7 protein-coding genes and 4 pseudogenes are annotated in these 12,737 nt (G+C 57.3%); 4 read left to right on the forward strand and 7 right to left on the reverse strand.

Features of this window, described 5'->3' with window-relative positions:
* Nucleotides 1-246: pseudogene (locus K289_RS0139000) on the reverse strand (IS110 family transposase); the annotation flags it as partial.
* A 157-nt stretch (nt 247-403) separates the two neighbouring features.
* Here K289_RS0139000 and K289_RS0139005 point away from each other — a divergent pair.
* Both K289_RS0139005 and K289_RS52690 read left to right on the forward strand, forming a co-directional pair.
* Nucleotides 404-1,021, forward strand: a complete 618-nt coding sequence (locus K289_RS0139005) for a hypothetical protein (RefSeq protein WP_027556313.1) — start codon at nt 404-406, stop codon at nt 1,019-1,021.
* 122 nt (nt 1,022-1,143) lie between these two features.
* Nucleotides 1,144-1,279: pseudogene (locus tag K289_RS52690) on the forward strand (P-type conjugative transfer ATPase TrbB); the annotation flags it as partial.
* A gap of 174 nt (nt 1,280-1,453) precedes the next feature.
* Here the strand turns inward: K289_RS52690 and K289_RS0139010 are convergent.
* From K289_RS0139010 to K289_RS52695, 6 genes and pseudogenes are all read right to left on the reverse strand, one after another.
* Complete coding sequence (locus K289_RS0139010; RefSeq protein WP_027556314.1) at nt 1,454-3,610, reverse strand: peptidase domain-containing ABC transporter; 2,157 nt, start codon at nt 3,608-3,610, stop codon at nt 1,454-1,456.
* A gap of 28 nt (nt 3,611-3,638) precedes the next feature.
* On the reverse strand, nt 3,639-4,724 hold the full coding sequence (locus K289_RS0139015; RefSeq protein WP_027556315.1) for an HlyD family secretion protein: 1,086 nt from the start codon (nt 4,722-4,724) through the stop codon (nt 3,639-3,641).
* Between the two features lie 182 nt (nt 4,725-4,906).
* Nucleotides 4,907-5,077 carry a hypothetical protein gene (locus tag K289_RS51185; protein WP_156918429.1) on the reverse strand — a complete coding sequence of 57 codons (171 nt, stop codon included), beginning with the start codon at nt 5,075-5,077 and terminating at the stop codon, nt 4,907-4,909.
* A gap of 1,145 nt (nt 5,078-6,222) precedes the next feature.
* Nucleotides 6,223-6,405: a hypothetical protein gene (locus K289_RS51190; RefSeq protein ID WP_156918430.1), complete on the reverse strand. Its 183-nt coding sequence runs from the start codon at nt 6,403-6,405 to the stop codon at nt 6,223-6,225.
* Between the two features lie 2,785 nt (nt 6,406-9,190).
* Nucleotides 9,191-9,655 carry a hypothetical protein gene (locus tag K289_RS0139020; protein ID WP_156918431.1) on the reverse strand — a complete coding sequence of 155 codons (465 nt, stop codon included), beginning with the start codon at nt 9,653-9,655 and terminating at the stop codon, nt 9,191-9,193.
* Nucleotides 9,656-10,328: 673 nt separating this feature from the next.
* Nucleotides 10,329-10,898 (reverse strand): annotated as a pseudogene (locus tag K289_RS52695) (IS110 family transposase); the annotation flags it as partial.
* Between the two features lie 602 nt (nt 10,899-11,500).
* On the opposite strand from K289_RS52695, the gene K289_RS0139025 reads away from it, so the two are divergent.
* Both K289_RS0139025 and K289_RS49740 read left to right on the forward strand, forming a co-directional pair.
* Complete coding sequence (locus K289_RS0139025; protein WP_027556317.1) at nt 11,501-11,995, forward strand: hypothetical protein; 495 nt, start codon at nt 11,501-11,503, stop codon at nt 11,993-11,995.
* A gap of 518 nt (nt 11,996-12,513) precedes the next feature.
* A pseudogene (locus K289_RS49740) lies at nt 12,514-12,737 on the forward strand (IS256 family transposase); the annotation flags it as partial.

Consider the following 12,737-nt stretch of genomic DNA (forward strand, 5'->3'; position numbering starts at 1 on the left):
GGGTTTGACATAAGCCGGCGGAATGAGCCGCACCTCATGACCGAGAGCTGCGATCTCGCGCGCCCAATAGTGGGCGCTACCGCAGGCTTCCATCCCCACCAGGCATGGTGGCAGTTTCTCGAAGAAGCGCAGAACCTCGCTGCGCCGCAACTTCCTGTTGAACACGGGCGAGCCCTCCGCATCCGCGCCGTGAACCTGGAAAACGTGCTTGGCCAAATCCAACCCGATGGTGCTAACCTGTTTCACGGAACGGTCCCTCCTTTGTGGCGTTCGAACAACGACCACGTTCTAGCACTTTGATGCTGTTGGAGCGGGCCGTTCCACCACATCAAGTTTGGCTCTGACGGTCGATGATTGACCCTTCTGATCGAGCGTGGTCTCGACAGGAACTACGAGGTGTGGGATGGGCGAAGAAATTGCGCGCACTCTCCTTTCGCAAACGTTTCGTGATATTGACGGTGCAGAGTTCACCGTCGGGCAATTGACGCGGGAACTCGCAGTCGCCAACACGCGAGGCATTGTGAAATTGCACAATCAGATTCCCTTCCAATCTTGGACGGAGCGTGATGTCCTGGCCGAAGGTGATGAGCGGCGGGCTTATACGGATAAATGGACTTTCAGCACCGTTGCTTTTGCAAAATCCAAACGCCTAATCGGCTTCTGCTTCGGCTTTAGGGTCCATCGCGACGCGATCTACAAGGAGCCTGGAGTATATCTCCATCGGATGGCTCTCGTCCCCGATATGATTGGAAGACGGATTGGAGCAATACTTTTGGCCGAAACGGCGCGCCGAGTATTTAGTCACATAGAGACAACAAGCTGTTTGGAGCCATTTTGGGTCTATGGTCAGACGAATGATCTCCCGAGTAATTCTCGAATTATTCAATTCTATCACGATGCAGGCTATCGAGTCTTCGACCGTAAGCCGTACCCCGATCGGGTGGATCTGGTGATGAGAATGTCAAAAATTGACTGCGAAACATCGCGCCACGCACAACTTCGCGATGCACAAAGGACCTGAAAATAAGCGAAGATTGTTTGGCGGGTACACTGAATTCGGCAACTAAGCGCGCGGCCGGAAATCATCGATGCATTCTTCTTCCGCCCTAACCGGCCGTTACCACTTGCGGCCTCAGTGCGGAGGTCGGCGCGATGGACGCGGGTACACCACTCGGTGCACTGCGTCGGCTCGAACAGCTTATCCAGGAAGCGGTCATCGTGGTCCTCGCGTGCCAACATCGCTGAAACCATCAACATCATCGCCGTGCTTTCAGGTCGTGACCATCGCGAGACATTCTCACTGGACGCCGCGATGGGCGCTCAGGCCTGATTGCACATATTGACGTTCTCTCGCTCTTGCGAGTGACATGGTCACAGCGCTCCGACAGGTCGTCCCCGAGTCGGCTTGGCGGAGGCGGCCGGCAAAACTCTGCGATGATCCCACCTGAACCTGTCAGCTGGATCCGCTTTGCGCTCGCCACAATCGAGCGTAGGTGCCTTCAGCTGTCAGCAGTTCAGCATGCCTTCCCTCGGCAGCAACCCGGCCCTTGTCCAAGACCACGATCTTGTCGGCCCCGCAAATGGTGCTGAGGCGATGAGAGATGACGATGATGATCTTGCCGGCCCGACGCAGATCCTCGACCACTCCCAAGACAAAGGTCTCGGCGACGGGGTCGAGAGAGGAGGTCGCCTCGTCCAGGACGAGGATCTCCGGATCCCGGTACAGAGCCCGAGCCAGCCCAAGGCGCTGCTTCTCGCCGCCGGAGAGGCGTACGCCGTTCTCGCCTAGATAGGCCTGGAGACCACCGGGCCAGCGCTCGATCACCTCCCGCAACCCGATTTGATCGCAGATTTGCAGGATCTTCTCGATGTCCGGCTCGAACTCGCCAAGGGCGATATTCTCGATCACCGAGCCCGAGAACACGTCGATCGATTGGGGTACCGCAGCAACAACCTTGCACAGGGATGCGGTCGAGAAATCCTGGAGGTCATAGGGCCCGATCCGGATGCGTCCCCCCTCAAGCGGGTAGACATTCTGCAACAGTGCCGCAAGGGAGCTCTTGCCTGAGCCGCTTTCCCCCACCACGGCGGTCGTCTTGCCGCGGCCGAAGGTGACGTTGATATCCTGGAAAAGGCAAGGCTGCGCGCCATGGCGGAAGGTGACGTTTTCCATGCGGATGTCGCCAAGGTCGCACTGGGTGGCATCAATGCTGCCACCGCTTGCCGGCTCCAGGTCAAAGATCTCGAACAGGCGATCCGCCGCGATAAAAGCATCCTGAACGATCCGATTGGTTTGGATCAGACTGGCAATCGGCCTGGTGATATAGCCGAGCAACGTGTAGCAGGACAGCAGTTCGCCGGGCGTGACAGTCTGATCGAGCGCAAGCGTCGTCCCGAACCACATCAGCACGATCGTGAATAGGGTGGAGAGGAAGGTCGAGGCATTATCTCCGAAGACCGAAATGAGGCCGGAACTATAGACCGAGTGCAGCATCTTGACGAAGCGGGTCTCCATCTTGAGATTGGCGAAGCTCTCTATGCCGAACGTCTTGATCGTGGACACAGCTCCGAGCGATTCAACCAATTGCGCCTCCAGATCGGCAGCATCCTCCATAATTGCGCGTTGGCGCTTCCTATTCAGCCGGTTGATGGTCCAATAGACCAAGAGGTAGAGTGGGATAGAGGCCGCCACGACTAAGGCGATCTTCCACGAGTAGACGAACATCAGGGCGAACGAGAACAATATCACCAGCACGTTGACGAACATGGTGATCGAGACGTCGTTCAGGAAGCTCCTGATCTTCACCGCGTCGTTCATGCGGGCGACGATTTCGCCCATGCGCATGCTGTCGAAGAACTTCTGCGGCAGGCTTAGGATGTGATTGTAGTAGCCGAGGATCAGGTAGACATCGATCTTCTGGCCGGTTTGCAGGGTAAGCCGGTGTCTAAGGAGATCGATCAGGATCTGCGGCACCAGGATCAGCAGCATGGCAACGCTCATCAGGTTGAGCAGGTTGCGATTCCCCGCTGTGATCACATGATCGACGATCTTCTGGACGTAGATTGCCGTCGAGAGGCTGAGGATCGTCGTCACCAGCGCCCCGATGAGAGCCTGCGCCATCACCTCCCTATGTGGCGCAAGTAGGCGGGCGAAGCGGGTGAGGGGTGAAGTGGTTTCGTCGCGGCGCTTGAAAGCGTCAGCCGGAACCAGGAGCACCAGGACGCCAGTCCATTGCGCCTTGAAGTCCTCGTGCGACAGCTTGAGGATTTCGCCATAGGCGGGATCCATGACGGTGACCCACCGAGCATCGATGTTCTGGATGACGACGAAGTGGTGCAGGACCTCCTTGACGATGACGTGCGCGATGGCGGGCTTGGGGATCTTGTACAGGCTGTCGAACCCACCCTTCACGCCCTTGGCGATGAAGCCCAGCTTTTGAGCCGCTTGCGTGAGGCCCGACACCGTAGTGCCGGAGCGGTCGGTCGAGGCATACTGGCGGATGCGCGACAACGGCAGCTTGTAGCCATAGAAGGCAGCGACAGAAGCAAGACTGGCGGCTCCGCAATCGGTGATGTCGCGCTGCTTGCACTTGATCACCTTGCTCGACATATCGGCTTGCTGTTCGAAAAATGAAGAATTAACGGGCCGCTAGGAGCGGGTTGAGCCAATCGTCAACCTCAGTGTAGAGGAGTTGAAGGAGAGTGCGGTCGGCGACGAGGAAGCGGGAACGCACGGTCATGCCTTTCTTCAGCTGACCCATCACCCCGCTTTTGAGAGCGAGGTAGCTGCGAGAGAGCGCGCAGCGGACCTTGAAGATCGGGGTCCTGTCGTGGAGGGTGAAGTCCTGGGCCACGTCGAGCACTGTTGCCTCGATGACACCCCATTGATTGTAGTTGAAGGCGTCCACTTGGAGACGCACCGACTGGCCCGACCGAACGAAGCCGATGTCGTTGGGCGAGACGTAGATTTCCGCCACCAGCTCGCCGTCCGGGGAGATTCGAGCCACGGTTTGCCCCGCTTGGACGTAGCCGCCGACGGTGAGGCCGGAAAATTGCTCTAGAGCACCGGACACGGGGGCTCGAATGTGGGTCAGATCCCGTTCGTTCTCAAGCTGATGCAAGTTGGCTGACAGTTCCTTCAAGCGCAGGTTCGTGTCGAAAAGCTGCTGGTTCCATTCGGCGGATTTGCGCCGGGCGAGAATCTCGCCTTTGACCTCGATGCTCTGGAGGACGAAAGTCTTGTCGTCGACGGCCCTTGCGGGCGCTGCAGCAACGGAGACCAGTCGTTTGGCGCGATCGAGTTCTGCCGCGGCGTTACTGCGAGCATATTCGTTCTCCCGCAGCAGGTTGAGAAAATGCAGCCTCTCGGCCGTGGCGGACTCGGTCAGGAGGCCGATCGGGTCCTTGGCCTCTGCGCCGGAGGAGATCAGGGTTTCGAGGTCATGGGCAAGATCACTCTTCGCGCGAATTTCGCCTGTAAGTGCCCGCAGCTTTTCCTCAACCACCTCATCATCGAGGGCGAGGATCTCTCGGCCCTGGGTAACCAGCTCGTTCTCAACGGCAAGGATACGTGAGATGCGGCCGGACACGGGCGCGATGAGGGGCGTCTTCTCGATGGTGGGGCGAATGACACCGGCACTTTGAACAGAGACCGTTATGGTGGTGAGTGGGAGCGACACCAATATCGCAACCACAGAAAGCATAATGATCTTGTAGATCGCCAAAGATCGTCCCTCTTGCCGGGAGAGGATGCTCTCCGCGGTGTAGCTGACAATTTCAGGAGGAAGTAAGGTATCGGTCATGTCACAAGCTCATTGGTTATGACGATTAGCAGTTCCGATCGAAACTGCTAATCGATATTCGGTATGGTGACATGGAGAACTTGCGTCACTTACGCTCTTCAAATCTAGCGGTGCCCGTGAAACCGACGCGCTATAAATGCGCCTGCAACGATTGCGGCCGCCACAAACCCGATCACCAGAATCGCCCACCCTCCCGAAGTTTCAGATGCCTCTTCAGGAGTTAATTCCGTTACCCTATAGGCTGACATATCTGTCTCCATGGCTTCGTTTTTCATTCTTGACTCCTTTTCGAATGAGTAGCTCGCGTGAGCGACGGCCGGTCAGCGGCTCCTGCCGCCGCAAAAGGAAATAAACTCAAGTGTCGTGCCAACTGCGCAGGAAGAGCTCCACAAAAGCCGTTCTGTATTTTGTTCAACGGCTTAACTGCGAGCGCGGCGGTACGCCGACCGAACATGACCGTGTCTCGAACGCGACAAACCCGACCGCAGGAGGCAACGCAAGTACGCCGGGAGAGCGGAAACGAGTAGATGAAGGCGGAACGATTCGGTTTTCTGGTGGGGCGAATGGCGCCGGTAGCCGACAATTTCAGAAGGATTAAGACATCGGTCGTGTCACGGGGGCGTTTCCTTATGACGATTAGCAGTTTCCATGGAAACTGCTAATCTGCAGAGAGAGGAGAGTTTATGCCACTTATTTGCCAAGTCGGATCCGTATTGCCCCTTCCGCGATGGTTGCAGCTGCAAGGCCTACCATCGTCACAATTGCGAAAGCTACTTCCCAAAAAATCCCACCCGAAGTGGCAGATGCCTCGTCAGAAGTTAGTTCGGTCACTCCATAGGCTGACATATCGGTCTTCATTATTGCTTCCTTTTCAGATGAAAAGATCAGTCAGCGATGCCGGTTGGTAGCTCCTGCCGCCGCGAAGAGAGAGAAACTCAAGTTTCGTGCCAACCGGGCAGGAAGAGCCCCGAAGAACCGTGCGGCATTTTATCCAACGGCTTAACTGAGAGTGCGCGGGTACGCGGGCCGAACATCATCGTGTGGTGGACGCGACAAACTCAACGCAACTTGGCGCCCCGATCGGCATGCGAGCGGACGACACTGGCAGCCGGACAATCTCGATTCGGTCTGTCACCTCATTTCCAATCACATTGCCGAGGCTCGTCATGGCAGCATTGCTTGTGTGCCGCGGCAGGCTGCCAGAAGCTGGAGGGCGTGCAACCGCTTCACTCCCTCTTTGGTTTTCCAGCTGTGCCTCCAGGCTGAGCAAGCTGAGTTTTCAGTGAGTGCGTCCCGCCAGGCCTCCAGCTTGGCTCGCTCCGAGCGAGCTCAGGATTTCCAGGGGTATTGATATACGAGTGGCTCGGTCGGCATGGGCTCAAACTCCATCCGACCAAGACCCGCTTCGTAGACTTCACGTTCAAACGCCCTGGTGGGGATAGGCGGGGGCGGGACGACAAAATGTCGCGAATTCACGCGTGTATAAGGCTGCTTCTAACCCCGTCACAACTCCCAAAATCAGCCAGGACCCTCGTGCCGAAGTTGCGGATTTTTCTTCGGGAGTTAGTTCCGTTACACCATAGGCTGACATATCGGTCTTCATTGTTGTCTCCTTTTCAAACGAGTAGATCCGTCAACGATGCCGGTCGGCAGTCGCCGAGGTCACGCGAGAGAGAAACTCAAGAGTCGTGCCAACGGCGAAAAAAAACTTCGGAAGAACCGTTCTGTATTCTATTCAACGGCTTAACTGAGGGGCAGCGGTGCGACGGCCGAACATCACGGTGTCGCGGACACGACAAACCCGACAAGCGGGTAACGCAAGGTAGGAGAGCGGCGGCGAGTAGATGGTGCAGGCCCAGACTACGAGTTGCGATTCATGAGGTCACTCGATGCGGTTGGATGTACTTGGCGCCCGCGCGAGTGCGCGACACTGCCAGCTCGGACAATCTCTTCCTGAAAGCGGTCGCGAATCTTCGGTCTGAACACCTCATCCTCAATCGCAATGCCGAGGCCGTAACGACAGTGTCGCTGGCTGCCAAAAGATTGAGAGCGTGCAAGCTCTTCATGCCGACATTGCGTTTTCCAGCTGCGTCTCCAAGCCGAGCAAACTGGGTGTATCAGTGAACACATCTGGCTCGGCCCCAGTTTGGCGCGTCCCTCTATAGGGCTTGGGATTTCCAGGGGTATCGACATACGAATGGCTCGGCGGTATGGCTCAAACTCCATCCGACCAAGATCCGCTTCGTAGACTTCCAATTCAAACGCCAAGGACGGCGTCATCTCGCGACAGCCGAAACCGCATTAACTTTCTCGGCTTCCCGCATGAATGGATCAAGGGAGAAAGAGCCCAACTGCAATGGCTGCTGCTAGGCCCGCCAAAACTGCCACAGCCGCCCAGAACCACCCTCCCGAAATTGCGGATGCTTCTTCAGGGGTCAATTCGACTACGCCATAGGCCGATATATCGGTCTGCATTGTTATCTCCTTTGCAAATGAGAGCATCAGCCAGGGATGCCGGTCGGCAGCCGCTGCCGTCGCGAAAAAAGAGTAATTCAACCGTCATGCCAACCAGGAAAAAGCCCCAGAAAGGGCTGAACTGCGTGCGCGGCGGGAGAGCGGCAACGAGCAAGATCGTGCAAGTCCAGGACGATGAAGAAATAGCGATCCGGCGACGTCATGTTCATGCGACTGAATCTACTTGCCGCCCGCCTCGCGCGCTCTCGACCCCGAGGGCGCGGCGCCGCCATGTTTGCACCACTTATGTTCTAACCGCGCGTCCTTATTAGCCATTCCGCCCCTATAATGACAGCTGCAAGGCCTACTAGGCCCATAACTCCGAAAAAGATTGCCCAAAATAACCCTCCTCCCGAAGTTGCAGACGCCTCTTCAGAAGTTAGTTCGGTTACACCATAGCCTGACATATCGGTCTTCATTGATGTCTCCTTTTCAAGTGATTAGATCATTCAGCGACGCCAGTCGGCGGCTCCTGCCGCGCGAAAGGAGAGCGACTCAAGGGTCGTGCCAATGCGCAACATATCCAAAGGCTTCATCGAGAGTACGGCGGTACGCTGGCCGGACAACATCACCGTGTCGCGGACGCGACAAACCCGACAACGGATGCAACGCAAGGGACATCGGGAGACGGCGGCGAGTAGATCCTACAAGTTCAGGACAATGAAGAAGCAGCGCTTCCGCGAAGTCACGCGATCGAGCAATGGTCTTCCATAGATCAGGGAATATAGACGCATTTCGACAAAGATCGTGAACGCCTACGGCTGGCTCGGCCGGTACATTGAAGCGAATGCGGAATTTGGTGGAGATCCTCGACGTGGATGAAGCTCGCCGCCGCCATCTAATGCGCGGTCATATGAAGACGGCAGATGAGAGCTGCTGGCGCACAGCCCGATTTCATGACATTGCTTTTGCAAGGGGAGGGCGCGTCCGCGGTGCGGATCGGGCTCTATGAGCTGCTCTCACCGAGCCTTCGGCGCGGCCCTCTGGGTAACGATCTCTCGCGCAAGACATGAGCTCCTCGCCGGGGGGGGGCTCGCAGGAGGGGCTCGCCTTCGGCGACCGCTACCACTGCCCCTGTCCCGGGTGCCGGTTAACCGGTCTTTTCTAACCGGGCTGAGACGTCAAGTACCCTGATCCAATTACCGCATTGTGGTTGTGCCTTCCGAACCAACCGTGGTGTCAAAGCTATCCGGCGATCGCGCTTCTCTTCGAGGTCGGGGTCCCCGCCTCGTGATGATGTTCGTGAAGAAGTGGCGGGACCATCTCGCGCACGCAGTCGGGAGCGATTTGCTCGCGCTGCAGACCGGTTATCACCCTCGCCATTCCTCGTCCTGCCGGACTCCTTGACAGCCTTCCGGCCGTGTTCTGCTGATCAGTGCATTCGGGATGACGAGCCCTCTGCTGGCGGGAAGGGCGCCAAGTTCAACATGGAACCCCTTCAAGTTGTGATGAGGCCAGACTCCGCCGATTTTGCCCAGAACGCGTTCTCTCCTTCGTCCGCGACGGCGGAGGTCTCATGGGGTAGGTTTCCTGGCTTTCTCGGCTATTTGCTTGCTCTGGTTGGATTTGCCGCAAGCGGCAGGACCGGCCAACGTTCCGATACCGGTCTTTGCCGGCATTCGGTTGGTCCGAAGGATATCAGCGCAGGACGTGGGCCATAAGGACACCACGGGGAGTGTGGCTTCCCCAATGTAATGCGTGCTGGGCACAGTTTGTCGGACGGTTGTAGCCGAGCCGAACGCTGGTGGCATCGCTTGCATCGGGGGAGGTGAGGATCGGCGCGGTCAACGTTCGCCTGTGTCATGTGCCAGCGGTACGCTCTTTTGTAAGACGAAAACTGTCATTCCGTGGACTACTGTAGGGAAGCCCAACTTTCATCGCTCTGGTCGATATCCTTCAATCCGGAGGGTCGGCAGTTGCCAAGAACCATAATGGAAGTTAATGCCGGCCCCGGCTGGCAAGTTCAGCGACCCCAAGGTGGGGAAGAGGCTTGTAGGCTTGAATAGCTCCGGGTTGGCGAAGAGTGGAAGTTCGACATTCGCGAGCACTTTTGCGGCTTCAATCGAATAGACGACATCCTGCGCGGCCCGCTGCGTAGCGCCTTTCATCCAGACCTGAAGAAAGCCGATCTGATCGGTTGCGGAGCTCGTGGAGTTGACTTTCCCGAAGAGCTCCATTGCCTGCGTGGATTCGGTTTGAATTCGCTCCTGCCAATGCGAATAGATGCCGAAAAACCTTTTCGAGAATTCTGTCTGAGTTCCGATGGCTCGCTTGGTAAAGTCCCAAAATGCACCTGTTGCAATGCCAATGTCATCGTTGAGTCCGGCTTCCTTGTTCATCACCATCTCCTTGTCATTGTATGATTGCTCGCGCCAGCGCTGGTGCACTGGAACCGTCCAGTGTGAGAACGACACCAATGCGAAGCACCTCGTCGAAACACCTGAGCAATTCGTCACGCGGCGCGCTTTCAGGATCCTTACGCAGCAACATGACGCAAGGAGTCGACCCTGCAGCGCTGCTCAGCTTGGCGCTGACCCAAGGGCCGCTCCGGATTTGACGGGTGGCTGCACCAGTGTGGTCTTGATTGATCAATCGAGCAGGCCTCATCTGAACCCCGGGCCGGAGACTGACTGCATGAGCGCGTCGTCGCCATCACCGTGCTCCAATCTGTCCCAGCAATCGCCGTGCCAGCAACAAGGTTGTGCGAGCCCTTTCTGAAGAGCAAATTATCTGCTTTGCGCCACGCCGCTAGAATGCATTCGCCGTCGTGTAAACGTTCGGACATCCGTGTTGTCAGGCGGACAGATCTGAAGGTCCAAAATGACAGCAACTGCCTGGACCGATATTTTCGAACCTTTCGAAGTAGCATCCACTGTACCGCCCAATTTCACCGGAGCCCCTCGAAAAGTACCGAATGGTGATCACGCTGTTTGAGGCGAATGAGATGACCCTCCGCCTTTCGGTTCTGCCCACACCATTGCGCTGGCTTTGTACGAGATAGAACTTCGTATCCAGGCTCTGGAGCGCGATCTGATGTGCGGGGTGATCGAACTGCTGGGTTCCTGAAAGCCAGCGCAGATAGCGCCTCGTTCAGCTCTTCTTGCGCGGATAGGTGCGTCCGTGCTTGAGCATGAAGGTGCTCACCTGCTACCGGTGGACCCGTAGTGTCTCAACCACCGCGGCTCGGCTACGGACGAGATCTCGCACCGCTTCGTGGCTTTCATCGGGAACCTATACCGTCGTTAACTCGCCGGCGCGCAGTACCGGGTACGAGAAACAGCGTCCCGGCGATTCGTCTTCAAGAGATCGTCGGGCTTCCTCGGGATCATCGACGGCACAACCAGGGTGCATTCGTGGCCGGACAATCCGATTAGGCGATATAGACCGTAGCCCCTCGGGGCCGGTCCGTAACCGAAAGCCCGCGATCAAAACGACTCGCTATTCGCTCGACAATTCGACGCATGCTGCTCGCCGCCGCATCGGCCTTACCGAAGAAACGAACCTCTCCTTCCCGGCTAGCTTCCCAATCGCGATGCGATTCCTCAGCTGCGCGACGTTTTCGTCGGCACAGAAGTTGCTCACAGCCTCGCCGTATCGCGGGACTGACGGTGATGCTTAGGGAGCGGAGCTGAGACAGGGCAACTCCGCTCCTGAATTTCCTGTTATGATGCCAATTAGCGGAGCAAAACCATGGAATATGTCGCGCTGGGGATTGCCGCGGTCATATTCGTCGCGATTGTTGTTGGTTTGTCTTGGGCTATTCGGAAACCTTAGCGCCGAGTTGATTGGCTATCTACCAGGGCGCGGACCCAGCGAAGAACATTGACGTATGCCGTTTGAGAAGGTTTTGCAGAAGCGATTGACCAACTCTAAAGAGGTCGACGCTACGTGTACCCACGTCTCGTGACCGACCAATCCTGGTAGGTGGCCCGCGGGAGTTTCCAAGGGTACACCTTGACGGCACCTTTGGCCCATCACCAGGCCGCGCTGATTAGCTTTACTGGCTGAGGCTGGCTGTTGAAGTTAGGGACGCGTGGTAGGGACAGCTTCCGATTCACTTGACGGTGAGGAGCGCGTCACGTCCGCGCTGCTTCAGATTGGGCGAAACACATCCACCGAGTATGTCAGGCACTCTGTTCCCTCCTAGCTGAGCCGTATTGCAGAGATCGAGTGTGAATTAGCCGATGACGCCGTTGCAGACAATCAGCGATTGGTTCGAAAAACAGCACGCGCAAGTACAGGGCGAAATCACTGCTGGCATGGCGCTGCTTTTAGACTTCGACGATGCTGACTTTCTTCCACTCGACAGCGAAGAGCAAAGGGAGTTTTTCCGGCAGTGGCTGAGCGAGGTGGGATTGCCAGCCTATGCGGTCGTTGGCCGTGCTTTGACGTTCCGAGCTTGTTTTGAGTACTTTGCGGAGAGCAGGTTTAGCGAGGCTTCGTGGAAGCAATCCGAAGAACTCTTTCGTGAAGCTCTCGAAGAGACTAAAGGTAACCCTCATTCTGATGCTGCGCGTTTTGCTCCAACTGCACAAAGGCTCCTTGACGAGATGCCCGCCCGAAGAAGCAGGTGGATCGAAGGCAGGCAGTCTTGGAGAGGGCTAGCCGATGGAAGCCTAACACCCGACGCTCTCAGGAAATGGGTCACCTCACAAATGGGCGAGGCCGGCAATGACTGAGCGGGAATTTGTTAAGTAAGTTGGGTATCGAGGACATGGCCCGCGACAAGGCTACGGCGCAGCCGCTTGGCCAAGTTGTTCATGACATACTTGCTAGCCGTCCGTCCCGCGGAGAGAAGCATAGCTCTGCGGCGGAGATTGCGGCGTCCACTTTGTGGCTTGCCTCAAAGGGACCCCTGCAGCAATTAAGCGTCACGTGCTGAACGAATATCTCGGGTCGGCTGTGTCGCGCAAGGCGTCGTCAAACGCCGCCAGCTAGAACGATGTGGCGACCTCAATGCTCGAACCTGGCCCGGCGAACAGACCCTGATGCGCCTGCAGTTCCATCGTGCCGTCGTAAACATGGAAATATGGAGTGCAAACAGCGACGACTATTCATTCGTGATCAGCTTCGAGAGCCCCTCGGGTCCCGGCTTTCGGGGGATGTCCCGGGTTCTGTTGAATTTCTGAAGAGGTCGGCGTTGCCCACCTTGAGCCGGTAGGCTCGGGGTGCTGATTCCACAAAGGAGAGCAACGCCATGACGAGAGATATCACACCGGCTGGTTCGCCGGCGACTGGGGCTGTGGACGAAGCGTTTGCAGAAGTGCGGGCGAGCTTTGATCGGTTCTGCCTTGCGGCGGGGATCGAGGCGCTCGGCACGATGATGGAGGCGGATGTCACGGCGGCCTGCGGGCCGCGCCACGGTCGCGATGCGGCGCGGCGGGCGCACCGTTGGGGCCGAACGCGGGGACGGATCGGCTT

The sequence above is a fragment of the Bradyrhizobium sp. Cp5.3 genome (assembly GCF_000426265.1).
Lineage (GTDB): Bacteria > Pseudomonadota > Alphaproteobacteria > Rhizobiales > Xanthobacteraceae > Bradyrhizobium > Bradyrhizobium neotropicale.

What these genes read in the sequence shown, in the direction of transcription:
- K289_RS0139005 (WP_027556313.1), top strand. Translation starts at nt 404, where the DNA reads ATGGGCGAAGAAATTGCGCGCACTCTCCTTTCGCAAACGTTTCGTGAT.
- K289_RS0139010 (WP_027556314.1), bottom strand. Translation starts at nt 3,610, where the DNA reads ATGTCGAGCAAGGTGATCAAGTGCAAGCAGCGCGACATCACCGATTGC.
- K289_RS51190 (WP_156918430.1), bottom strand. Translation starts at nt 6,405, where the DNA reads ATGAAGACCGATATGTCAGCCTATGGTGTAACGGAACTAACTCCCGAA.
- K289_RS0139025 (WP_027556317.1), top strand. Translation starts at nt 11,501, where the DNA reads ATGACGCCGTTGCAGACAATCAGCGATTGGTTCGAAAAACAGCACGCG.
- K289_RS51185 (WP_156918429.1), bottom strand. Translation starts at nt 5,077, where the DNA reads ATGAAAAACGAAGCCATGGAGACAGATATGTCAGCCTATAGGGTAACG.
- K289_RS0139020 (WP_156918431.1), bottom strand. Translation starts at nt 9,655, where the DNA reads ATGAACAAGGAAGCCGGACTCAACGATGACATTGGCATTGCAACAGGT.